Source organism: Amycolatopsis anabasis (assembly GCF_009765355.1).
Taxonomy (GTDB): Bacteria; Actinomycetota; Actinomycetes; order Mycobacteriales; family Pseudonocardiaceae; genus Amycolatopsis; species Amycolatopsis anabasis.
In genome coordinates, this window is the sequence record NZ_VTHK01000007.1 from 193,533 (window position 1) to 215,302 (window position 21,770).

Consider the following 21,770-nt stretch of genomic DNA (forward strand, 5'->3'; position numbering starts at 1 on the left):
CCTTCGCGATCGTCTCTGCCGGGGTCACAGGTACCGGTAGACATCCTCGGTGGACAGGCCACGGCCGAGCATGAGCACCTGCACCCGGTAGAGCAGTTGGGAGATCTCCTCGGCCAGCCGGTCGTCGGACTCGTGCTCGGCGGCGATCCACACCTCGCCCGCCTCTTCGAGCACCTTCTTGCCCTGCGCGTGCACCCCGGCGTCCAGGGCGGTCACCGTGCCCGAGCCCGCCGGCCGGGTACGCGCGCGTTCGGCCAGCTCCGCGAACAGCTCATCGAAGGTCTTCACGGTCTGTAGATCCTTCCATCCGCGTGTGAGCTGCGCTGATCCGCCCCATCGCGGCTGACGAACGGGTCACATCCAGGCCCTCACCCACCCGAGCGATCAGTTCCGGCAATAGTCCGAACGGATCAATGAATGTTGACGGAACTGATCTATTCCACTTGGGTAGTAATTCCGATGCCCGGTACAACCGAGAACGGAAAGAAGTGAGATGGCCAACCAGGAGTCACGTGGAAGAAACTTCGTCGAAACCTCGACCCGCAAGGGCACTCTGGACATCAGACTCCCACAGCCTTCGGATCGACTCGATCAGGACGCCGAGCACTGCTCGGTTCTGGTCGACGGCGAGTGGCGTGACATCCGTTTTCACGACTACGACGAGATTTATCGAATTCCGGGGCTCTACGAGCAGTTGTTCCACGGGATTCTCGACTGCCGGTCACCCGATGTGATCGGCAAGGTCCTCAAGGAGGAATTGCAGCAGGACGGCTTCGAGGCCGAGTCACTGCGCGTGCTCGATCTCGGCGCCGGAAACGGCCTGGTCGGCGAGCAGCTGCGCAATATCGGCGTCAGCACGCTCGTCGGCGTGGACATCATTCCGGAAGCGCAGCAAGCCGCGCTGCGCGACCGCCCGAATGTCTACGACGCCTACTATGTCGTAGATATGACGAACCTTCCCGCATCGATTCAGACGGAGCTGGAAGGCTTCAAGTTCAACACCATGTGCTGTGTCGCGGCACTCGGCTATGCCGACATTCCACCGAGCGCGTTCCGCGCCGCATTCAATCTCGTGAGCAACGGCGGATGGATCGCGTTCAACATCAAGGATCGATTCCTCTCCCCCGACGACACGTCCGGTTTCGCGACCCTCGTGCGCAAGTTGCGCGAGGAGAATGTGCTCGAACTGCTAACTTCTGAACGTTACGAGCACCGGCGCAATGTCAACGGAGAACCGCTGCACTACGTGGCCCTGGTGGGCACCAAGCATGCGGACATTCCGGAGGAATTCCTTCCCTGATCGCCCGGACGGGCGGTTCCGGGCTCCGGTCAGATCGCCGAGTGTGACCGGACTCGGAACAACGTGCCGTCCCGGTCGTCGCGACCGCCCTCGAAGTCGAGCAGGTAACGCTTCCGGGGCAGCCCGCCGCCGTAACCGGTGAGATCGCCGTTGGCGCCCACCACCCGGTGGCAGGGCACGATGATGCTGATCGGGTTCTTCCCGTTGGCCAGGCCGACCGCCCGCGCGGCGGTCGGCCTGCCCAGCCGGTCGGCCAGTTCCCCGTACGACACCGTTTCACCGAACGGGATCTCCAGCAGCGCGGTCCACACCGTGCGCTGGAACTCGGTGCCGTGCAGGGTCAGCGGCAGGTCGAACTCGGTCCGGCGACCGGCGAAGTACTCGTCCAGCTGGCGCTTGGCGTCGGTGAACAGCTCGGCATCGGCCGCGCCGAAGGTCTCCTCCGGCGGCCGGTACCGCTGTTCTTCCATGTACAGCCCGCTGAGCGCGCCTTCGGTGGAGACCAGGGTGAGCGGCCCCACCGGACTGTCCATCACGGTGTGCGCCCGCCCCGCCAGATCGATCTTGAACATTCGGACGTCCCTCTCAGCTCGCTCGGGGCAGGTGGTTGATGGCGTGGTCGCCGGTGGCCCACAGGTACTGCACGGCGTAGGCGCGCCACGGCCGCCAGGCGGCCGCGCGGGCGGTGAGCGCGGTCGCCCCGGTGGGCAGGCCCAGTTCGCGGGCGGCGACGCGGATGCCGAGGTCGGTGGCGACGAACGCGTCCGGATCGCCGAGCGCCCGCATGGCGATGGTTTCGATCGTCCACGGCCCGAGGCCGGGCAGTTCGGCGAGGCGGGCCCGCGCCTGGTGCCAGTCGCTGCCCGCGCCCAGGTCCAGTTCGCCGTCGGCCAGCGCGGCGATCAGCGTGGTCAGGGTCGTGCGCCGGGATCGCGGCATGGCCAGCGCCTCCGGATCCAGTTCGGCGAGCGCGGCCGGCTCCGGGAACAGGTGGGTCAGCCCGCCCGCCGGGTCGTCGACCGGTTCGCCGTGCGCGAGGACCAGCCGCGCGGCGTGCGTCCGGGCGGCGGCGGTGGAGACCTGCTGGCCGAGCACCGCGCGCACGGCGAACTCGGCGGCGTCGACCGTGCGCGGCACGCGGCGGCCGGGGTTCGCCGCGACATGCGGTGCGAGCACCTCGTCGGCGGCCAGCAGATCGTCGATCGCGGCCGGATCGGCGTCCAGGTCGAGCAGGCGCCGGCACCGGCTGATCGCCGGGGCGAGGTCGCGCAGATCGGCCAGGCTGAGCTGGCAGCCGAGGTACTCCGCACCCGGCCGCAGCGTCACCACACCCGGTCCGTGCGGCAGGCGCAGCGTCCGGCGGTAGGCGCCGTCCCGCCACTCCTCGACCCCGGGCACCGCGGTCGCCGCCAGATGCCCGAACAGGTTGTCCGGGCACAGCGGCCGCCGGAACGGCAGGCGCAGGGTCAGCGCGCCCGCGGTCTGCGTGGCCTGGCGCCCGGCGCGACGGCGCAGTTCGGTCGGCGAGAGCGCGAACACCTCGCGCACGGTGTCGTTGAACGTCCGGATGCTGGAAAACCCGGCGGCGAGGGCGAGTTCGGCCATCGGCAGCGTGGTGGTCTCGATCAGCACCCGTGCGGTCTGCGCGCGTTGCGCCCGGGCGATGGCGAGCGGACCGGCGCCCAGCTCGGCGTAGAGCTGCCGCTCGACCTGCCGGACGCTGTAGCCCAGCCGGCGCGCGAGTCCGGGAACGCCGTCGGTGTCGACCACGCCGTCCGCGATCAGCCGCATGGCCCTGGCCACCAGATCGGCCCGCTCGTTCCACTGCGGCGAACCGGGACTCGCGTCCGGGCGGCAGCGTTTGCAGGCGCGGAATCCGGCCTGCTGCGCGGCGGCCGCACTCGGGTAGAAGCGCATGTTCTCGGGCTTCGGCGCGACGACCGGGCAGCTGGGACGGCAGTAGATCCCGGTGGTCCGGACGGCGATGAAGAACCAGCCGTCGAACCGGGCGTCCTTGGCCCGCACCGCCCGCAGGCAACGCTCCACGTCTTCGTACACCCGGCCAAGACTGCCGACTCCCCGGGCCGGGGTCTAGCGAAAAAACGACATCATCCTGCACCAGCAACTAGGACAGAACCTGACCGATACGCCTTTTAACGTCGTTGCCGACAGACCCCAAGGGAAAGGCGGACACCATGACCACCACCGGCAAGCTCGCGACCGCCGAGCGCACCGACCTCCTCGAGACCCTGACGAAGCACCGGAACTTCCTGCGTTTCACGGTCCGCGACCTGACCGACGAGCAGGCCGCGCGACGCACCACCGCCAGCGCACTCAGCCTGGGCGGACTGATCAAGCACGTCGCCACCGTCGAGCGGGCGTGGCTGAACTTCGTGCTCGGTGGCGCCGAGGCCATGGCCGACGCGCAGGACGACTGGGAAGGCCAGTTCCGCATGGTGGAGGGCGAGACGCTGGCCGGGCTGCTCGACCGCTATGCGGAAGTGGCGAGCCGGACCGACGAGATCGTGGCGACCCTGCCCGATCTGGATGTGTCCCACCCGCTGCCCGAGGCCCCGTGGTTCGAACCGGGCGCGAGCTGGTCGGCGCGGCGCGTCTTGCTCCACCTGATCGCGGAGACCGCGCAGCACGCGGGCCACGCCGACATCATCCGGGAGTCCCTGGACGGCGCCAAGACCATGGGGTGACCACCGCGCGAACCGGGATGTCCGGGGACATCCGTAATCTGGCCCCGGTGATCCGATGAAGGGGGCCTCACGGATGGACGTTGAAGTCGAGGCGGGTGTCCTGCGGGGTGCGGACCGCGGCGAGATCCGGGTGTTCAAGGGCATTCCGTATGCCGCGCCGCCGGTGGGCGAGCTGCGGTTCGCCGCACCTCGGCCGGTGTCGCCGTGGCCCGGGGTTCGCGCGGCGAACCGGTTCGCGCGCCCGTCCCTGCAGACCGACCTGTTCGCCGGGCGGCCGATGGGCGACGAGGACTGCCTGTACCTCAACGTGTACGCCCCGGCCGGCCCCGGACCGCATCCGGTCCTGGTGTGGCTGCACGGCGGTGGCGGGGTCACCGGCTCCCCGCAGCAGTACGACCCGGTGAGCTTCGCACGGAACGGCGTGCTCGTGGTGACCGTGGCCTACCGGCTCGGCGTCCTGGGCCTGCTGCACCTGCCCGGTGTCTTCCCCGGCGAGGCGGACGGGAACTTCTCGCTGCTCGACCAGCTCGCGGCCCTGCGCTGGGTGCGCGACAACATCGGCGCGTTCGGGGGCGATCCGGCCCGCGTCACGCTCGCCGGGGAGTCCAACGGCGGCCGGACCGTCGGCACCCTGCTCGCGGTGCCCGAGGCGGCCGGGCTGTTCACCCGGGCCATCGTGCAGAGCGGAACCGGCGTCGGCTACCTGGTCGACCAGCCCGAGGAAGCGTTGCGCACCACCAAGGGCGTGCTCGCCGAACTCGGGCTCGACTGGTCCGCGGCGGCGCGGCTGCGGGAACTCCCCGCGGACCGGATTCTCCAGGCGCAGAGCCGGTTCTCCGGCAAGGCGTCGATCCGCGTCCCGTACCGGGTGGTGGTGGACGGGTCGGTGCTCACCGGGCAGCCGAGGGACCTCGTCGCCGCCGGGTCGGCGGCCGGAGTCCGCCTGCTGATCGGCACCAACCACGACGAACAGGACCTCGTGCGCATGGTGCCGCCCGAGTTCGTCACCACGCTCGGCGCCGACTCGGCGATGCTCGACCGCGCCCGCGTCGACCGGGTGGCGGCCGCCTACCGCACGCACCTGCCCGGCTGGGCCGAGCGGGAGGTGCGCGACCACGCCGTCACCGCGGCCGACTGGTGGATCCCCGCCATCCGGCTGGCCGAAGCCCACCACCGCGCGGGCGGCGAGGCGTGGATGTACCGCCTGGACTGGCGGCTCGCGCCCCGCGGCCGGGGCTTCGGCGCACCGCACGCCCTGGACATCCCGCTGATGTTCGACGACGCGCGCAACCGGAACTGGCGATTCCTGTTCGACCCCGATCGCCCCGACCCGTCCCGGGTCGAGGCGATCGCGGCGACCATGCACCAGGCCTGGGTCCGGTTCGTCACCACCGGCCTGCCCGGCCCGGATCTCGCGTCCTGGCCGACGTACGTTCCGGAGTCGCGCGCCACCATGCTGTTCGACGACGTCAGCACGGTCACCGAGGACCCGGACCGGCCACTCCGCGAGATCTGGGGTCGTGAGTGATTCGACCGGGTAACTAGTCAGGTCCGCTCACGACGAATGCGGGCAGGTGTCGCGGTATTCGGAAATGGTGTTGTCCGGTTTCGGCGGCGGGCAGAGGAACTGCTCGTAGCGGGTGTCGTTGTCGATGAACCGCTTCAACCAGGAAATCGCGAACTTCGCGATGACCGTGTTCGGCGAGTTGGTGACGAAGTGGTCGGCGCCCTTCATTTCCAGATAGGCCTTGTCGAGCGAGGCGGGCAGTTTGCCGTAGAACGGCTCCGCGTGCGCGCCGACCGGGGCGATGAAGTCGCTCTCCGCGCCGATGATCAGCGTCGGGACCTGGTCGGACGACCAGTCCTGGGTCAGGTGCCAGGGCGCCAGCGGGATCGCCGCCTGCAGCTGCGGCCGCTTGAGCGACGCCGACAGCGATCCGCCGCCGCCCATCGAATGGCCCATCACGCCGAGCCGGGTGGCATCGACCCGGTCCTTCACCGCACTGCTCTTGGTCAGGTAGTCCAGCGCCGCCAGCAACTGGTCCGCGCGGGCGTCCGGGAAGTCGAGCGGGGTCAGGGTGTCGATGGTGTACACGACGAACCCCTGCGAGGCGAGCCGCTCGCCGTACCAGGAGATCGCCCACTGGCCCTCGGTGAATCCCGGCGCGATCGCGACCGCCCCGAAGGTTCCCTGGCTGGTGTCGGTCGGGTAGTAGATGGTTCCGGCGGCGACCCCGGGCACGCTCCCGGCCGGGACGGCGATCGTCTTCGTGGCGAACGGCCCGCGCGGGGCCTCGACGCTCTGCCTGGTCGGCGCCGGGCCGCGTTCGTACGGATTGGCGGCTGCCGCGGCCGACGGCACGGCGGCGCCCGCCAGGGTGGCGATCATGGCCAGCGTGACAAGAAAACGGCAGGATCCACCGCGTCTTCGATTCGATTCGGACACGTCGTTGTTCCTTCTGCACTAGAATCGGAAATACCACACGTGGCCAGCGCAAAAGACACGGTAGACGAATTGCGAACCGCACCACAATATGTTTGCAGAACTATTTTGTTGTCACAATTGTTCAGGTGCACGAACCGCGCGTTGTCACTTCGATTCACGTTTCCCGAGCAACTCGGCGAGGGCGGCCGCGTCCACCCCCACCAGCGAGGACCGGAAGATCCGGCGTTCCCCGGGATGGACCGCCACGTCGTTCGGGATCACCAGCACCGTGCAGCCCGCGGCCACCGCGGATTCCGTCCCCGGTGGCGAATCCTCCACCGCGACGCACCGTTCCGGGTTCACCCCCAGCAGTTCGGCCGCCAACTGGTAGGGCCGGGGATGCGGTTTGTTCAGCCCGTCCACCTCGTCCCCGCACACGGTCACGTCGAAGAACTCGCGCCCGATGCTGTTCAGCGCCAACTCGGTCAGCGAGCGCTCGGTGGAGGTGACCAGCGCGGACGGCAGCCCCGCCGCGCGCACCGCGGCCAGCGCCTCGGCCGCGCCCGGCCGCCACGGCAGCTTGTCGTCGAAGAGCCCCGAGGTGCGTTCCCGGATCCACTCCCCCATTTCGGCGACCGCCGCCGGGGTCGCCGCGTGGCCGGTGACCTCCAGCAGGAACCTCGACGTGCTGTCCATATTGGACCCGACGAGGGACATCCGCTGCGCCTCGGTCAGGGTCGCGCCGAGCCGTTCCGCCGCCTCGTGGAGCGCGACGTCCCACAGCTTCTCCGAGTCGACCAGGGTGCCGTCCATGTCCCACAGCACGGCCTCCAGGCCGTCCACAGTGGACGGAATCTTCACGTACTCTCCTAGGTGTTGAAGTACTTGGCTTCGGGGTGGTGGCACACGATCGCGTCGGTGGACTGCTCGGGGTGCAGCTGGAACTCCTCGGAGAGCTTCACCCCGATCCGCTCGGGCTCCAGCAGGTCCACGATCTTCGCGCGGTCCTCCAGGTTCGGGCAGGCGCCGTAGCCGAGGGAGAACCGGGCGCCCCGGTAGCCGAGTTTGAAGAACTCCTCGACGTTCTCCGGATCCTCCTCGGCCACCGCACGGCCACCGGCGAAGTGCAGTTCCTGGCGGATCCTGCGGTGCCAGTACTCGGCGAGCGCCTCGGTGAGCTGCACCCCGAGTCCGTGCACCTCGAGGTAGTCCCGGTAGGCGTCGGCGGCGAACAGTTCGTTGGCGTAGTCGGCGATCGGCTGCCCCATGGTGACCAGGGTCAGCGGCAGCACGTCGACCGCACCGGCTTCGGCCGCGAGCTCGCGGGGCCGGTAGAAGTCGGCCAGGCACAGCCGCCGGTCGCGCTTCTGCCGGGGGAAGGTGAACCGGGTGCGTTCGGCGGCGTCCGGCCGCGGTTCGGCGAGCACCACCACGTCGTCGCCGTCGGCCACGCACGGGAAGTACCCGTAGACCACCGCGGCGTGCTGCAGGAGCCCGTCGGTGGCCAGCCGGTCGAGCCAGTACCGCAGGCGGGGCCGGCCCTCGCTTTCCACGAGTTCCTCGTAGGTCGGCCCGGTGCCGCCCTTGGCGCCCCGCAGGCCCCACTGGCCCATGAACGTGGCTCGCTCGTCCAGCATCGCGGCGTAGTCGGCCACCGGGACGCCCTTGATCACCCGGTTCCCCCAGAACGGCGGGGTGGGCAGCGGGACGTCGGTGGCCACGTCGGACCGCGCGGGCACCGGTTCGTCCGGTTCCCCGGCCTGCCGGGCCTTGCGCGCCTCGGCGATCCGCAGCGACCGCTCGCGCCGGGCCTTGCGCTCGGCGCGTTTCGCCTCGGCCTCCTCGTCCACCAGCGGCGATTCCCCGCGTTTGGCGCCCATGATCGCGTCCATCAGCCGCAGGCCCTCGAACGCGTCCCGCGCGTAACGGACCTCGCCCAGGTAGACCTCGGTGAGATCGTTCTCCACATAGGACCGAGTCAGCGCGGCCCCGCCGAGCAGGACCGGCCACCGGGCGGCCACCCCCCGGGAGTTCATCTCCTCGAGGTTCTCCTTCATGATCACCGTGGACTTCACCAGCAGCCCGGACATCCCGATGGCGTCCGCCTTGTTCTCCTCCGCGGCCTCCAGGATGGCGTTGATCGGCTGCTTGATCCCCAGGTTCACCACCTCGTACCCGTTGTTCGACAGGATGATGTCCACCAGGTTCTTCCCGATGTCGTGCACGTCGCCCCGCACGGTGGCCAGCACGATCCGGCCCTTGCCGCCGGAATCGTCCTTCTCCATGTGCGGTTCGAGGAAGGCCACGGCCGCCTTCATCACCTCGGCCGACTGCAGCACGAACGGCAGCTGCATCTGCCCGGAACCGAACAGCTCGCCCACCGTCTTCATCCCGGACAGCAGGGTCTCGTTGATGATCGCCAGCGCGGGCCGTTCCTTGAGCGCCTCGGTCAGGTCGTCGTCGAGGCCGTTGCGCTCGCCGTCGACGATCCGCCGCTCCAACCGGTCGAACAGCGGCAGGGCGGCCAGTTCCTCGGCGCGCGAGGCCTTGCTCGAGGCCGCGGAGACGCCTTCGAACAGGCTCATCAGCTCCTGCAGCGGGTCGTAGCCCTCGCGGCGCCGGTCGTAGACCAGGTCGAGCGCGACACCGCGCTGTTCCTCGGGAATCTTCGACATCGGCAGGATCTTCGACGCGTGCACGATCGCGGTGTCCAGGCCGGCCTGCACACATTCGTGCAGGAACACCGAGTTCAGCACCTGGCGAGCGGCGGCGTTGAGGCCGAAGGACACGTTCGACAGGCCCAGCGTCGTCTGCACGTCCGGATACCGCCGCTTGAGTTCGCGGATCGCCTCGATCGTTTCGATCGCGTCGCGCCGGGACTCCTCCTGCCCGGTGGCGATGGTGAAGGTCAGCGTGTCGATGATGATGTCGCTGGGGCGCAGTCCCCAGTTGCCGGTGATGTCCTCGATCAGGCGGCTCGCGATCTCGACCTTCTTGGCCGCGGTCCGCGCCTGCCCCTCCTCGTCGATGGTCAGCGCGACCACGGCGGCCCCGAACTCCTTGACCATCGCCATGACCTTCTGGAACCGCGAATCCGGGCCGGCGCCGTCCTCGTAGTTCACCGAGTTCACCGCGCACCGGCCGCCGAGCCGCTCCAGCCCCGCGCGCAGGACGTCGACTTCGGTGGAGTCCAGCATGATCGGCAGCGTCGACGCGGTGGCGAGCCTGGAGGCGATCTCGGCCATGTCCGCCGTGCCGTCCCGGCCGACGTAGTCGACGCACACGTCCAGCATGTGCGCCCCGTCGCGGGTCTGCTCGCGGGCGATCTCGACGCAGTCCTCGAACCGGCCGTCGAGCATGGCCTCCCGGAACTTCTTCGACCCGTTGGCGTTGGTGCGCTCGCCGATCATCAGCACGCTGGCGTCCTGGCGGAACGGCACCGCCTGGTAGAGCGAGGACACGCCCGGCTCCGGGCGCGGTTTCCGCGCGCCGGGCTGCTCGCCGGCGACCGCCGCGGCGAGCTGGCGGATGTGCTCGTCGGTGGTGCCGCAACAGCCGCCGACCAGGCCGACCCCGAACTCGCGGACGAACCCGGTGAGCGCCTCGGCGAGCGCCTCGGGCCCGAGCGGGTACACCGCGCCGTTCGGGCCGAGCTCGGGCAGCCCGGCGTTCGGCATGACCGACAGCGGTACCCGGGCGTGCTTGGACAGCTGGCGCAGGTGCTCGCTCATCTCGGCCGGGCCGGTCGCGCAGTTCATCCCGATCAGGTCGATCCCGAGCGGTTCGAGCGCGGCCAGCGCGGCGCTGACCTCGGTGCCCAGCAGCATGGTGCCGGTGGTCTCCACGGTGATCGACGCGATCACCGGGACCCGGCGCCCCTCCGCCGCCATCGCGCGGTGCGCCGCGACGATCGACGCCTTGGTCTGCAGGATGTCCTGGGTCGTCTCGACGAGGATCGCGTCCACCCCGCCGGCCAGCAGCCCGCGCACCTCTTCGACATAGGCGTCACGCAGCGTCGCGTACGGCGCGTGGCCCAGCGTCGGCAGCTTGGTGCCCGGCCCGACCGAGCCGAGCACGAACCGTGGCCGGTCCGCGGTGGAGAACTCGTCCGCGACCTCCCGCGCCAGCCGCGCGCCGACCTCGGAAAGCTCGAAGATACGGTCCGTGATGTCGTACTCGGCGAAGTTCGCGAAATTGCACCCGAAGGTGTTGGTTTCGACCGCGTCCGCACCGGCCTCCAGATAGCCGCGGTGCACGCCCCGCACCACGTCCGGACGGGTCACGTTCAGGATCTCGTTGCACCCCTCCAACCCGGAGAAATCATCCAGGGTCAGATCGTGTGCCTGCAGTGCCGTCCCCATCGCACCATCGGCGACCACGACGCGGGAGGCCAGGGCATCCAGCAGCGGCGACGAAAGATGGTCTTGCATGAAGCCTAGGCTACGGACCGGACACGAGCCGTGGGTCGTAGGCTGGTCAAGTGAGCAAGCCCGCCGACGAGACCCCGCAGCCCCAGCTCCCCGACTCGGACCCGGAGGAGTTCCCCCAGCCTGTCATGGTGGTGGCCTTCGAAGGCTGGAACGACGCAGGTGACGCGGCCAGCACGGCGATCGAGCACCTCCAGCTCAGCTGGGACGCGAAACCACTGGCGGAGCTGAGCCCGGACGAGTACTACGACTTCCAGGTGAGCCGGCCCACGGTCCGCATGGTGGACGGGGTGACCCGGCGGGTCGAGTGGCCGACCACCCGGCTTTCGGTCTGCCGGCCGGACGGGTACGACCGCGATGTCGTCCTGGTGCAGGGGCCGGAGCCCAATATGCGGTGGCGCGCGTTCTGCACCGAGCTGCTGGAGCACATAGAGCAGCTCAAGGTGTCCACGGTCGTCACGCTCGGTGCATTGCTCGCCGACACTCCGCACACCCGGCCGGTGCCGGTGACCGGGACCGCGTACGACGCCGAGGCGGCCACCCGGTTCGGCCTGGAACGCAACCGCTACCAGGGGCCCACCGGCATCGTCGGGGTCCTGCAGGACGCCTGCGTGCAGGCCGGGATCCCGGCGGTCTCCATCTGGGCCGCGGTGCCGCACTACGTGTCGCACCCGCCGTCGCCGAAAGCCACGCTGGCCCTGCTGCACAAGCTCGAGGACGTACTGGACGTGGAGATCCCGCTCGGCGCGCTGCCCGAGCAGTCCGAGGAGTGGCAGCGGACGGTCAGCGAGATGGCCGACGAGGACGAGGAGATCACCGACTACGTGCGCTCGCTCGAGGAGCGGGGCGACGCGCAGACGGAGATCACCCTGGACGAGGCCAGCGGGGACAAGATCGCCGCGGAGTTCGAACGCTACCTGCGCCGCCGTCGCCCCGGCGGCCCCGGCTCCCCGCGCTGACCGCGGCCGCCGAAAGTGCGCGCACTTTCGGCGGTGATCAGAGCAAGCGGCGGAGAGCGACGGGGCCCCGCTGGCGCTTGCGCCATTCGCGCGGGTAACCCAGCGAGACCTCTTCGAACGGCACGCCGTCGGCGCGGGTGGTGCGCGGGATGTGCAGGTGGCCGTAGACCGCCATCTCGGCGCGGTACCGCAGGTGCCAGTCCGCGGTCTCGGTGGTGCCGCACCACATCGCGAACTCCGGCCAGTACAACGGCTCGGTCGGGTGCCGGTGCAGTGGCCAGTGCGACATCAGGATCGTCCGGTGATCGTCCGGGATCGCGGCGAGCCGCTGCTCGGTGACCTTGAGCCGCTGCGCGCACCACTCCTGGCGCGTCGGATACGGATCGGGGTGCAGGAAGTACTCGTCGGTGCAGACGACCCCGGCCTCCCGGGCCTGGCCGAGCGCCTCCTCCAGCGACACGCCCTCGGCGCGCGGGGTGCGCCAGCTGTAGTCGTAGAGCACGAACAGCGGCGCGATCGTCAGCGGCCGCTCGGCGTGCGGCCACACCACGAACTCGTCCTCCGGGGTGTGCACGCCGAGTTCCCGGCACCGGGCAACCAGATGTTCGTAGCGCTCCTGCCCGCGCAGCTGCACCGGATCGCCGCTGGTGGTCCACAGCTCGTGGTTGCCGGGCACCCAGAACACCTCGGCGAACCGCTCCTTGAGCATGGCGAGCGTCTTGATCACGACGTCGGCGCGTTCCGCGACATCGCCCGCCACCAGCAGCCAGTCGTCCGGCGAATCCGGCCGGATCGATTCCACGATGGGGCCGTTGCCCTCATGGGTCACATGCAGATCGCTGGTGGCAAACAGGTGCGGCACACCCTCCACCGTATCCATTCGAGCTACCGCATGGTGGCGGCCACCGCGATCCTGGGTCGTCCGGCCAGGGTGACCAGCACGATCGCCCCGGCGGCCACGAGCAACGCGGCCTGCACGTCGAGTAGGGCGGCCAGTCCGATCGGCCCGGCGAGCAGTCCCGCGAGCAGCATGCCGACCGCCTGGCACATGGCCATCCCGGCGAACGCGGTGCTGAGCACGCGGCCGGACCGGCGCGGATCGGTCACCGTCTGCACCAGGGCGAGCTGTCCCGCGCCGACCATGACCCCGGGCGCGCCGACCACGGCGAACAACCCCGCGAACACGCCGACCGCCGTGGTGAGGTACGCGGTGTTCCAGATCAGCGCGCTCAGCAACCCCATCACCGCGGTGGCCCAGCCGAGCAGGCGCGCGGGTGGCACCCGTCGCGCCACGGTGGCCAGCGCGAGCCCCGCCGCAAGCCCGCCGACCGCCTGCACCCCGCGCAGCAGCCCGACGTCCGCCTCGCTCCCGCCCAGTGCTTCGAGCACGAACAGCACGAACAGCACCAGGAACATGCCCTGAGCGAGCGAGGTCAGCGCGAGCACGACCCCGGCGATGCGCAGGGCCCGGTTGCGCCGGATCTCGGCGAGTCCGTCCAGCCATTCGCGCACGAGTGTTCGCCGCGCCGCCACCGGCCGGGCGGCGGCCGCGGCGAACCGGGGCGCCAGGAGCGCGGCCGCGACGAGCAGCGCGCCGAGGTAGGCGGCCAACACCGGAGCCAGCCCGCCGAAGCCCAGCAACAGCCCGCCCAGCGCACTGCCGATCAGCCGGGCGACGCTGTTGTTCACGCTCAGCAGGCCGTTCGCCGCGGTGACCCGCTCGACGCCGACAAGCTCCGGGACCAAGGCGCTGCGCGCGGGTTCGAACAACGAGGCCAACCCCGCCTGCGCGGCCATCACCAGATAGACGAGGGGCAGCCCGTCGGCGAGCAGCAACGGCAACGCGACCACCGCCTGCCCCGCGCAAACCGCGCAGAGCAGCACGCGCCGGTCCCACCGGTCGGCGAGCACGCCCGCGATGGGGCTCAGCGCAACCGCGGGCAGCAGGCCGAGCACCATACTGGCCGCCGTCGACGTGGCCGAACCGGTGTGCTGGAAGACGAACACCGGCAGGGCGACCTGCAGCATCCACTCGGCGGTCTCGGAGAAGAAGGCCGCGAGCCACAACCGGGCGAACGCGCGCTCGGCCAGCAGCCCGGTCACGAGCTGGGCTTCCCGTCCGCCTCGATCCGCCGGAACGCACGCAGCCCGAGGTGCGCGGGCCGGGCGTCCGCCGGGACGTCGGTGCGGATGGTGGCCACGAACGGCCGTACGAGCGCGTCGATCGCGCGTACCAGCTCGTCCAGCTCGTCCGCGGTGACCCGCAGCGCGTAGGTATTGAGGCCGCCCGCGTCCCGCCAGCTGGATTCCAGGTTCGCCGCGGTGTCCAGGAACCGCTGGGTCAGCCGGTCCTCCTCCCCCAGGCGGGCGCCGACGACCGCGAGCTGAGCGGCCTGGACCGCGGGATCCTCGGCGACCTCGCCGAAGTCGAGCCCGACCGCGGTGGCCCGCCAGGGACGTTCCCGGCCGTCGGTCGCCTCCACCCGCTCCACCAAGCCGTGTTGGGCGAGTTGCCGCAGATGCCAGCTGCAGTTGGACGCCGAGGAATCCACGGCGTCCGCGCACTCGCTCGCGGTCCGCGGGCCGACCGCCATCAGGTAGTTCAGCAGTTCCGAGCGCAGCGGATGCGCCAGTGCGCGCATCAACCCCGCGTCCCGCACCCTTCTGCGTGGCGGCAGCTCGGCCATGGTCCCCCCGCATTCTGAAAGAGTTCTTTCGAAAGACCTCTTTCAGGTTGCCTTGACGAGGACCGTTCGGTCAAGGTGTGAGCTGGGGCATATCCGGTTGCCAAACTCTACTCGTGTTGCGTTAAGCTGCCACCATCATGGACAGCTGACACCGTGCCCTGCCCGCGCCCGAGGCGCGTTCCGGTCGAGCGAACTCCCGGAACCATCTGCCCGGCGGGCATTTCCCGTTCGATTCCGGGTCGGTGATGCGTTATGTCTCATGCTCTTTTCCTGCAGGCCAACGATCTCGCGTTCGCCTACGGTGACCGGGTCGTCTTCGACGGCGTCTCGCTGACCGCCTCCGCCGGGCAACGGCTCGGGCTGGTCGGCGAGAACGGGGTCGGCAAGCCGTCCACTTGAATATGACATACGTGGACTGGAAGTGTCGTTGTATGCGCAAGACCGTGCTACCCCCTCCGCTGGCAATCATCTACCTCCGATTGTCAGACCTTCGCCTGGAAGATTTGGACGAAAAAGGCGACGGTAAGACGTTCGGAGACCGCGAGAAAAAGCTACGAGAATTCGCCGATCGACTCGGATGGCCAGTCTTGAAGGTTGTCATCGAAAACGATGTCGATCGCAAGACTGGTAAACCTCGTCCCGCGTCAGCGTTCAAGCGCCGACGTGTCACTCTGCCGAATGGGTCCATCGCAATGCGGGTGTGGCGGCCCGGCTTTCGGTCCATTCTTGACGACTTTACTCACGGTCGGGCGACCGCATTACTCGCCGAGGATCTGGACCGGGTGACGCGCGACCCTCGCGACCTAGAAGACCTCATCGACGTAGCCGAGGCGAAGAAAATAAATGCCCGATCATTGACCGGCTCCCTTACACTGACCGATGGTGGAACCTCGAACGAGATCACCATCGCTCGATTCATGGTCACCTCGGGCAATAAGGCCAGCCGAGACACCGCGCAAAGGGTCGCCGATGCACGGGAGCGGCAGGCAGTTAATGGCCTGTTCGGCGGCGGGGTACGGCGGTTCGGTTTCGAACCGGATGGTATTACCCATCGCCCAACTGAGACCGAGGTGATTGCTGAATACTCGGAACGGGTGGTCCAACTTGCCGCGAGCACAGACGACGAGTTGTCGTTGAGGATGTTGGCGGCCGAGTTGCGCGAGCAAGGTGTCCTGACGGCCACGGGTAAGCCGATGAGGGCCGCAATCCTTCGAGAGTACCTTCTCCGTCCTCGCAATGCAGGAATCATGGTGTTCCGGGGAGAAGAAATTGGAAAGGCGCCTTGGGAACCGATCGTGGACCTGGATACGTTTCGGGCAGTCGAGCGGGTGTTGACCGATCCGGCACGTAAGACATCACCGGGGCCGACGCCGAGGTGGCTCGGGTCGGGGCTGTACGTGTGTGGCGTCTGCGAGAATCCTTCGCTCAGAGTGGGCCGTAACGGAGGCCATGGCACGCCGAGCTACGTCTGCTTTACGTCCAGGCATTTGGCGCGCAACGCGCTGCTACTCGATCAGTTTGTGCAGGACACATTGCTTGCGCGAGTCAGTCAGCCGGGTTTCGTTGAGCAGTTCATTCCGCGCAGGGTCGGGTCTGAGGTGGATGTGGCTACGTTGCAGGCCGAGGCGCACAAGATCCGCATCAACCTAAACGGCTTGGCAGAGGACCGCGCGATGGGCGTCATCGATCGCGCGCAGATGATCAAGGGCACCCAACGAGGTAAGGACCGTCTCGGTGAGATCCGCCAGTTACTCGCGGACGCCGCATCCGACTCGCCGCTACGACCCTTCATCGGCGCGGACGACGTGCGTGCCGTGTGGCAGCTACAGCCACTTGCAACGAAGCGGGCCGTCTTGGACACGTTGGCCAAGGTGGCGGTCCATCGAACACGGCCTGGAGCAAAGCGTCTCGATCCGGACGCGATCGATATCGCCTGGAAGCAGCCGCGAGACCTGCACACGAGCGCATAGGTATCCCCCAAATGGGTGGTCATCCTGGAGTACTACATCCGAGGTATGACTACTCCATAAGAGTTACCTATGTTCACTAGCAGTGGGCGGCGTCCGTCAAGACCCCAGGTCGCCGCCCACTGCTGCGCTCAAGAAAGCGTATAACCGCTGGTTGTGGCGTTCTGGAACGCGCGTACGCATCCCTTGCTTGCTCAAGCTCGGACATGCAAGATCCGGATTACTCACTCGCCCGGGGGACGCATCGGGGGTTGCGCCGGGTAGTGAAACCACTAGTCCGAGGGAAGGGGAGTGCCTCACATGCGCCACAAGGCGTTCATCGTGTTGTTCACCGAAGCCGACGACGACACGGAAAACCTAGGAAGTAGCCGGTCGACGTTCTACGAGATCGAACTCAACGGCCGGAACTACTGCTCCACGATGCGCGGGATGCTGCGGCACCACCTGCGCACGATCTCGGGTGGCCGTGCGCCGATGCCGGACGAAGACACGGCGGCCAACGTTCGGGCGTGGGCTCGGAAGCGGAAGCTGCCGGTCAGCGACCGCGGGCGCATCCCGGCGCAGATCTGGCAGCAGTACGAACGTGAGCACCATGATCACCCCGACCACCCCCCTCATCACTGGACGACCGTGGCGGACGCGGTGAACGAGGCCGCCCAGGACTACGGCGAGAACGTTGTCCGTCTGACCGGCCGTACCGAAGTTCCGAAGAGTGAGGCCGATAAGCAAACTGGCAAAGGGGAACATCGTGGCGCAACGGGTGCAAACCATCGTCAGTGTCGTTGATGACCTGGACAACTCTGTCCCAGCGACGAGGACGCGTACGTTCGCTGTCGGCCGGCGGCGGTACAAGATCGATCTCAGTGAGGAGAACGCCGAGCGCTTCGACCGGGAGATGAGGTTCTGGACGAAGGCGGCTGAACGACTCCCCCACGACGACGAACCATGGCCCGATTCGGGTCGGCATCGATCGACTGAAAGCCCCTTGGAGACGATCGTCCCGGTACCTGTGAAGGGACAGGCATGGTGGTCTGATCCGCCTCGGCCGTTCTCCAGGGCGACACAGGAACTGTTCGCGGATGCCCGGCGACGGGTTCGACGGTGGGCACTGGTCAATGGGTGGTCGAACCTTGGTGCCCGGGGCATGGTTCCTCGCGAAGCCTACGACCGATGGTTCGACGAGGTGTGGTCCGCTTTGGACGAGCCTTCTTGGGAGGCGCTCGATGCGGCCGAGGCAGAGGCCCACGACAGCGCGGCCAGACCGGCGAGGCGCCGCAACACTATGAAGAAGTAAAACAACTCAGCACTTCACGTTTGAGGACACTATGCCTGTTTCACACGATGATTTCGAGCGCACGAAAAGCTATGTAGAAGAACACCCAGAGTTCGAGGCGTGCCGTCGCAAGGGCCACGACTACCCGGACGAGGACGACGTTCCGCTCGTGGAGGCATACAACGACGCATCCGCGACCCACCACAAGGTCTTCACCTGCCCGACGTGCAAGGCGAAGAAGCGTCAGCGGTTCCAGATCAAGATCCGCCGGGGTCGGGTTGTGAGCTTTATCGAGCTGGATGCCCGGGGCGATTACAGCGAGGCCAAGGGGTACGTCGCCCGGGGGACTCGGATCAAACGGCGGTCTGTCCGGGAGGTCGCGATCCGCCGTGACCTGGAGGCTCAGCTTGCCTCCGCTCGTAAGCAGGCCAAGGTGCCCGCCCAACGCCAACCCGCGGCGAGAAGCGGCCGGAAGCGGGCAGCAGCATGACCAGCGCACCAGCCCAGGCGGACAGCAAGCCTCGGCACGGGCGTTTGCTTTGGGCGACGGCGCTCCTGGTGATCGGTGTCGGGGCCGTGTCGGTGGCAACCAAGACGAGCGCCTGGTGGTGGGGCGTTCCAGGGTACGGCTGCCTGTCGCTGGTGCCCGCGCTGATCTTCGACGCACTAACGGAGGAACTTCGGAAAGGCGGTGTGAACGGATGAGCAACGACTTCGGGGAGATAGGTGAGCTGCTCAACCGGCAGTATGTCCTGATGCCGGTGCGGTGGCGTCGGGGTGAGCCTCGCTTGGGGATGCGGTTCCCGCCGGTAGGGCCGACTCATGTTGTGGCGGCGGGTGCCTGTCCGTTGTGTCCGGAGCGGTTGGGCAACGGGCAGGCGGTTGTGCAGCTCGCGGCCGGGCCGGTCGACGACGAGTCTGCCCGCCTCGATGCACAGGGCGAGACGTATACGGCCGCCGCGTATCTGGCACACGAGCTTTGCGCGCAGCGATTCAGCGAGTCGGAAATCGAACTCACCTTGAAAGGACTTCCTCCGCTCGTTCGACAATAGGCGGAGCGAACGGTGACCGCGTAATCGGGAACCATCCGTCCGAGACTGTCGAGCAGATCAGAACGAGGATGGATCAGCTCGGTCGAGTTTCATCAGTCACGCGAGTAAACACGGTCGCGGAAAAGCTAGGCAATTCACCATACCCCCGTACTGTGCACGCGAGCCATGGGGCGGCGCCTCGGGGCGGTACGGCACCGGGAGGCGCAGGGCGTTCCTGATACAGTAGGCACGCCGAAACCTCCTGTTTGGGTCCTTGTCCGGGTCCGTTGAAGGTGTCGGCGCCGCAGCCCCTGGCTCGTTCTGAGTCAGGGGCTGCCCTCGTCTGGGCAGAGCATCTGCCCTGGTCATTGAGCCGTTCGAGGCTGATTTCGTTGTCGAGGGAGCGGGGCCAGTCCTACGATTAAGGGGTACCCGTTTATTGCGGGTGCAGAGGACCCGGACACCCTCTTGATCCACATTGACCCAGCTTCATGTGATCTGGCTCACCGCTACTCGTGTGCTCTGCGGGAGTGGCCGGCCAGGTTGCTCGGGGCCGGTGATGCTGGATTTCGGGGGACTTCAACACCCAAACAGGAAATGGACCCGGACACAGATGATTAGCTCTTTCAATGTCGTGCTTGCCGTTTTGGCTGCACTGACTTTATGCGGCTCTCTGATTAGTTTGATTCGGGCAGGCATCTGCCGCTTCGGTGCACCCGACCTCGTGTCTTTCGTCGCGCTCGCCATCGTCGGCGGGAACATCGGGGAGGTGGCTCGGTGACTGTCGAGAACAACGCGTTCGTTTACATCGAGATGGTTGACGGCGAGTCGCCGCGGTTTCCGGCTTATGTGCCCGATGACCGGCGCTCGGCGTGTGAGGTCGTGGAGCCCCGCTTCACGTACGAGACGGCCCAGACGGTCGCGGCTTGGAACAATGCCCTGGTCGAGCAGGACGACGACAACCCGTTCCTCGGGTTCGCCCGGAATGGGAACATCCTGGAGTTCACCAAGGAGTCGCCGATCTTCCCAACGGTGATCTACGAACAGGACGGGGACGGCCGGTACGCCCTTGGCGCGGGCCGCTGGGCCTGGCAGATCGACTCTTCCCGCGCTCCCGAGGGACGTGTCGATGTCTAGGCCACCGATCATGATCTGCGAAACGTGCCAAGAAGCCCTCACCCTGGTCGGCATCGAGGAAGAAGGCGGCCAGTACGTCCACGGGGGCTCAAAGCCTCGTGATCACGAGGTGGTCCCTGTACAAGCTCCCCCGGGTTGGGTTGGTCAGTGCGACTTCTGCGCGGCCGACATGGGCACTTTCGTGCTGCCTGCCGGGGACTTCCAGGATCCGAACAACCCAAACAGGTGGAGCAGAGGTGGCTGGGCCGCTTGCGAGGCATGTGCCCGCCTGATCGAGGCGGGGCATTGGGCACTTCTGCTCGTCCGCGTGGCCGAGGTGTTCAAGCAGCAACATGGCCAGCGAATGGACTTGGGCCAGGTGCTCCACCTGTGGGGACTCCACCAAGCCTTACGAGAGGCCGTCGACGGGCCGCTACGACGCGTCGGGGGTGATGACCAGTGACCGAGGTCAGGTTCCTCGTACTTACCCCGGACGGCGAACTCAGCGAGAACGTCGCACCCGACGCCGGGCGCGGCCTGCTCGACACGCTGTACCGGACGATCAACTGCGACCACGTGGAAGCCGTGCGCCTCGGCCGAGACGGGCTGGACGCCACCATGTACGTCGACGGGGACGGGATGCTCGTGCAGCTCCCGATGCCCAACGAGTACGCCACGGCGGCCGTGTACGGCTTCAACGGCGACATTTACCAGATGTACTACGGCACCGCCGTGTTCCTCGGTGGCGTTAACCGCGCGGGGGACGACACGTCGATCACGCCGAAGGCGGAGATCTACCTGCGGCACCTCATGTGGGCGATCAAAACGGGCAGGCTGCGTCTCCCTGGCAATCGAGGGAGGCAATCCTGATGACCGACGAGTCCAATGTGGTCGAACCTGAGCGGTACGCGTTCGAGAAAGGAACGATGGGCCTGTACGGGTCCGTCACCGATCGCGGTGACGGTCGGTGCACGGTGCGCGCCAGCTTCGAGGAAACCTCCACCGGCCAGATTCAGAAGTTCGAATTCCGGTCTGTGGCACGAAACCTCTTAGCCGATCTGCTTCGATCCTTTGCCGACAACATCGCACCGGTTCAGGACGGCGCCTACACCTTCTGGTGCGACTTGCACGTCACCGAGCTGGAAGGGCCTCCGACGTTGGTCCGGGACGAAGCCACCAACGCGTGGAACTTGGACCTGGATCAGATGGAGTGCCCGCACTCCCACGGTACGGCCTGCCGCCCCTCGTGGCGGATGGGTCTGGTCTCCGTCGAGGACACAAAGGAGGTTGCCGAGTGAACAGCGGACGCGGGCTTTCCCGCTTGATCCGAGAGATGGTGGTGTTCGCTTGGCCCTCGCAGGCCGGGCAGTATCCGGCCGAGGGATCACCTGGAATCAGCTACTTCCGGGGTGACGTCTCGGAGCAGTTCGGCCCGGGTGCCTATGTGGACTGCCTGCTCTACCGAGGCACCGACGGCACGTTGATCGGCATCCTCAACCACTTCCCGCAGGACTTCCCTCCGCACGAGCGGGCCGGGGCGGTCACCATCCAGGTTCGGGCTGACCGGCGGCGAGAAGGCATCGCCACGGAGTTGTTGCAGGAGGCGCTATCTCGGTGGTCGGTGGACTTCCTTCGGCAACGCTACACAGTCGAAGGCGCTGCGTTCGCCGAAGCCTTCATCAGCGCTGAGCGGTCCAGGCGAGAGAAAGAAGGCTACGACACATCCGAGGGCGAGCATGGCTAACCTGACGATGACTTCTGCCCAACACGCAGTGTTGGAGTCAGCCGGTGAAGATCAAGTAGTCCGGATAGAGGACGGCCGGTCTCTACCCGCCCTAATGCGCCGTGGGTGGGTCGAGTGTGTCCGCGATCCGAAGTCG

At 67.7% G+C, this 21,770-nt stretch carries 24 protein-coding genes; 15 read left to right on the forward strand and 9 right to left on the reverse strand.

All coding sequences use genetic code 11. From position 1 onward, the window contains the following. Positions 1-24 precede the first annotated feature (24 nt). Positions 25-288: a phosphoribosyl-ATP diphosphatase gene (locus FXO23_RS11840; RefSeq protein ID WP_153033031.1), complete on the reverse strand. Its 264-nt coding sequence runs from the start codon at positions 286-288 to the stop codon at positions 25-27. A gap of 205 nt (positions 289-493) precedes the next feature. Between FXO23_RS11840 and FXO23_RS11845 the strand changes: the two genes are divergently transcribed. Further along, on the forward strand, positions 494-1,300 hold the full coding sequence (locus FXO23_RS11845) for a class I SAM-dependent DNA methyltransferase (protein WP_158883918.1): 807 nt from the start codon (positions 494-496) through the stop codon (positions 1,298-1,300). A gap of 29 nt (positions 1,301-1,329) precedes the next feature. Here FXO23_RS11845 and FXO23_RS11850 read toward each other — a convergent pair whose 3' ends face one another. Both FXO23_RS11850 and FXO23_RS11855 read right to left on the reverse strand, forming a co-directional pair. Continuing rightward, positions 1,330-1,872, reverse strand: a complete 543-nt coding sequence (locus tag FXO23_RS11850; RefSeq protein ID WP_158883920.1) for a methylated-DNA--[protein]-cysteine S-methyltransferase — start codon at positions 1,870-1,872, stop codon at positions 1,330-1,332. A 13-nt stretch (positions 1,873-1,885) separates the two neighbouring features. Beyond that, entirely contained in the window at positions 1,886-3,358 is a 1,473-nt protein-coding gene (locus FXO23_RS11855) for an AlkA N-terminal domain-containing protein (RefSeq protein WP_158883922.1), read from the reverse strand. Between the two features lie 137 nt (positions 3,359-3,495). Here FXO23_RS11855 and FXO23_RS11860 point away from each other — a divergent pair, with 137 nt between their 5' ends. Further along, positions 3,496-4,005 (forward strand): DinB family protein, encoded by a 510-nt coding sequence (locus FXO23_RS11860; RefSeq protein WP_158883924.1) that lies wholly within the window; start codon positions 3,496-3,498, stop codon positions 4,003-4,005. A gap of 73 nt (positions 4,006-4,078) precedes the next feature. Continuing rightward, positions 4,079-5,533 (forward strand): carboxylesterase/lipase family protein, encoded by a 1,455-nt coding sequence (locus FXO23_RS11865; protein ID WP_158883926.1) that lies wholly within the window; start codon positions 4,079-4,081, stop codon positions 5,531-5,533. Positions 5,534-5,560: 27 nt separating this feature from the next. Here FXO23_RS11865 and FXO23_RS11870 read toward each other — a convergent pair whose 3' ends face one another. The 3 genes from FXO23_RS11870 to metH form a co-directional block, all read right to left on the reverse strand. Beyond that, on the reverse strand, positions 5,561-6,394 hold the full coding sequence (locus FXO23_RS11870) for a poly(ethylene terephthalate) hydrolase family protein (protein WP_158883928.1): 834 nt from the start codon (positions 6,392-6,394) through the stop codon (positions 5,561-5,563). Positions 6,395-6,595: 201 nt separating this feature from the next. Continuing rightward, positions 6,596-7,273 carry an HAD family hydrolase gene (locus FXO23_RS11875; protein ID WP_158884223.1) on the reverse strand — a complete coding sequence of 226 codons (678 nt, stop codon included), beginning with the start codon at positions 7,271-7,273 and terminating at the stop codon, positions 6,596-6,598. Between the two features lie 26 nt (positions 7,274-7,299). Then, positions 7,300-10,860, reverse strand: coding sequence for a methionine synthase (metH, locus tag FXO23_RS11880; protein WP_158883930.1), 3,561 nt, complete (start codon positions 10,858-10,860; stop codon positions 7,300-7,302). A 50-nt stretch (positions 10,861-10,910) separates the two neighbouring features. On the opposite strand from metH, the gene FXO23_RS11885 reads away from it, so the two are divergent. Then, positions 10,911-11,816 carry a PAC2 family protein gene (locus FXO23_RS11885; RefSeq protein WP_158883932.1) on the forward strand — a complete coding sequence of 302 codons (906 nt, stop codon included), beginning with the start codon at positions 10,911-10,913 and terminating at the stop codon, positions 11,814-11,816. 37 nt (positions 11,817-11,853) lie between these two features. Here FXO23_RS11885 and FXO23_RS11890 read toward each other — a convergent pair whose 3' ends face one another. From FXO23_RS11890 to FXO23_RS11900, 3 genes are read right to left on the reverse strand one after another with little or no spacing between them, the layout of a single operon-like run. After that, positions 11,854-12,678, reverse strand: a complete 825-nt coding sequence (locus tag FXO23_RS11890; RefSeq protein ID WP_158883934.1) for a metallophosphoesterase family protein — start codon at positions 12,676-12,678, stop codon at positions 11,854-11,856. 23 nt (positions 12,679-12,701) lie between these two features. After that, the gene (locus FXO23_RS11895; RefSeq protein WP_158883936.1) at positions 12,702-13,919 is read right to left on the reverse strand and encodes an MFS transporter; all 1,218 of its coding nucleotides are present in this window, start codon (positions 13,917-13,919) and stop codon (positions 12,702-12,704) included. Then, positions 13,916-14,503 (reverse strand): ArsR/SmtB family transcription factor, encoded by a 588-nt coding sequence (locus FXO23_RS11900; protein ID WP_158883938.1) that lies wholly within the window; start codon positions 14,501-14,503, stop codon positions 13,916-13,918. Before FXO23_RS11900 ends, FXO23_RS11895 begins: the two co-directional genes overlap by 4 nt. A gap of 252 nt (positions 14,504-14,755) precedes the next feature. On the opposite strand from FXO23_RS11900, the gene FXO23_RS11905 reads away from it, so the two are divergent. The 11 genes from FXO23_RS11905 to FXO23_RS11955 all read left to right on the forward strand — a co-directional run bounded on the left by FXO23_RS11905 (position 14,756) and on the right by FXO23_RS11955 (position 21,634). After that, positions 14,756-14,902: a hypothetical protein gene (locus tag FXO23_RS11905; RefSeq protein ID WP_158883940.1), complete on the forward strand. Its 147-nt coding sequence runs from the start codon at positions 14,756-14,758 to the stop codon at positions 14,900-14,902. Positions 14,903-14,934: 32 nt separating this feature from the next. Beyond that, positions 14,935-16,473, forward strand: coding sequence for a recombinase family protein (locus FXO23_RS11910; RefSeq protein ID WP_158883942.1), 1,539 nt, complete (start codon positions 14,935-14,937; stop codon positions 16,471-16,473). A gap of 297 nt (positions 16,474-16,770) precedes the next feature. Further along, entirely contained in the window at positions 16,771-17,256 is a 486-nt protein-coding gene (locus tag FXO23_RS11915; protein ID WP_158883944.1) for an Lsr2 family DNA-binding protein, read from the forward strand. Continuing rightward, on the forward strand, positions 17,219-17,764 hold the full coding sequence (locus FXO23_RS11920) for an Lsr2 dimerization domain-containing protein (RefSeq protein WP_158883946.1): 546 nt from the start codon (positions 17,219-17,221) through the stop codon (positions 17,762-17,764). The genes FXO23_RS11915 and FXO23_RS11920 overlap by 38 nt, the downstream gene beginning before the upstream one ends. A 31-nt stretch (positions 17,765-17,795) precedes the next feature. After that, positions 17,796-18,233 carry a hypothetical protein gene (locus FXO23_RS11925; RefSeq protein ID WP_158883948.1) on the forward strand — a complete coding sequence of 146 codons (438 nt, stop codon included), beginning with the start codon at positions 17,796-17,798 and terminating at the stop codon, positions 18,231-18,233. Continuing rightward, positions 18,230-18,448, forward strand: a complete 219-nt coding sequence (locus tag FXO23_RS11930) for a hypothetical protein (RefSeq protein WP_158883950.1) — start codon at positions 18,230-18,232, stop codon at positions 18,446-18,448. The genes FXO23_RS11925 and FXO23_RS11930 overlap by 4 nt, the downstream gene beginning before the upstream one ends. Further along, a complete protein-coding gene (locus tag FXO23_RS11935; RefSeq protein ID WP_158883952.1) occupies positions 18,445-18,795 on the forward strand; it encodes a hypothetical protein in 351 nt (116 codons plus the stop codon). Before FXO23_RS11930 ends, FXO23_RS11935 begins: the two co-directional genes overlap by 4 nt. A 756-nt stretch (positions 18,796-19,551) precedes the next feature. Next, on the forward strand, positions 19,552-19,911 hold the full coding sequence (locus tag FXO23_RS11940) for a hypothetical protein (RefSeq protein WP_158883954.1): 360 nt from the start codon (positions 19,552-19,554) through the stop codon (positions 19,909-19,911). A gap of 438 nt (positions 19,912-20,349) precedes the next feature. Beyond that, positions 20,350-20,760 carry a DUF3846 domain-containing protein gene (locus FXO23_RS11945; RefSeq protein ID WP_158883956.1) on the forward strand — a complete coding sequence of 137 codons (411 nt, stop codon included), beginning with the start codon at positions 20,350-20,352 and terminating at the stop codon, positions 20,758-20,760. Beyond that, entirely contained in the window at positions 20,760-21,188 is a 429-nt protein-coding gene (locus FXO23_RS11950) for a hypothetical protein (protein WP_158883958.1), read from the forward strand. The genes FXO23_RS11945 and FXO23_RS11950 overlap by 1 nt, the downstream gene beginning before the upstream one ends. Next, a complete protein-coding gene (locus FXO23_RS11955) occupies positions 21,185-21,634 on the forward strand; it encodes a GNAT family N-acetyltransferase (RefSeq protein WP_158883960.1) in 450 nt (149 codons plus the stop codon). Before FXO23_RS11950 ends, FXO23_RS11955 begins: the two co-directional genes overlap by 4 nt. Positions 21,635-21,770: the final 136 nt, after the last annotated feature.

Bases quoted from the DNA above. Each gene is read 5' to 3' on its own strand.
- FXO23_RS11935 (WP_158883952.1), top strand. From the start codon at position 18,445: ATGAGCAACGACTTCGGGGAGATAGGTGAGCTGCTCAACCGGCAGTAT.
- FXO23_RS11925 (WP_158883948.1), top strand. From the start codon at position 17,796: ATGCCTGTTTCACACGATGATTTCGAGCGCACGAAAAGCTATGTAGAA.
- FXO23_RS11865 (WP_158883926.1), top strand. From the start codon at position 4,079: ATGGACGTTGAAGTCGAGGCGGGTGTCCTGCGGGGTGCGGACCGCGGC.
- FXO23_RS11915 (WP_158883944.1), top strand. From the start codon at position 16,771: ATGCGCCACAAGGCGTTCATCGTGTTGTTCACCGAAGCCGACGACGAC.
- FXO23_RS11905 (WP_158883940.1), top strand. From the start codon at position 14,756: ATGTCTCATGCTCTTTTCCTGCAGGCCAACGATCTCGCGTTCGCCTAC.
- FXO23_RS11850 (WP_158883920.1), bottom strand. From the start codon at position 1,872: ATGTTCAAGATCGATCTGGCGGGGCGGGCGCACACCGTGATGGACAGT.
- FXO23_RS11900 (WP_158883938.1), bottom strand. From the start codon at position 14,503: ATGGCCGAGCTGCCGCCACGCAGAAGGGTGCGGGACGCGGGGTTGATG.
- FXO23_RS11845 (WP_158883918.1), top strand. From the start codon at position 494: ATGGCCAACCAGGAGTCACGTGGAAGAAACTTCGTCGAAACCTCGACC.
- FXO23_RS11950 (WP_158883958.1), top strand. From the start codon at position 20,760: ATGACCGACGAGTCCAATGTGGTCGAACCTGAGCGGTACGCGTTCGAG.
- FXO23_RS11930 (WP_158883950.1), top strand. From the start codon at position 18,230: ATGACCAGCGCACCAGCCCAGGCGGACAGCAAGCCTCGGCACGGGCGT.
- FXO23_RS11870 (WP_158883928.1), bottom strand. From the start codon at position 6,394: ATGATCGCCACCCTGGCGGGCGCCGCCGTGCCGTCGGCCGCGGCAGCC.
- FXO23_RS11910 (WP_158883942.1), top strand. From the start codon at position 14,935: ATGCGCAAGACCGTGCTACCCCCTCCGCTGGCAATCATCTACCTCCGA.
- metH (WP_158883930.1), bottom strand. From the start codon at position 10,860: ATGCAAGACCATCTTTCGTCGCCGCTGCTGGATGCCCTGGCCTCCCGC.
- FXO23_RS11860 (WP_158883924.1), top strand. From the start codon at position 3,496: ATGACCACCACCGGCAAGCTCGCGACCGCCGAGCGCACCGACCTCCTC.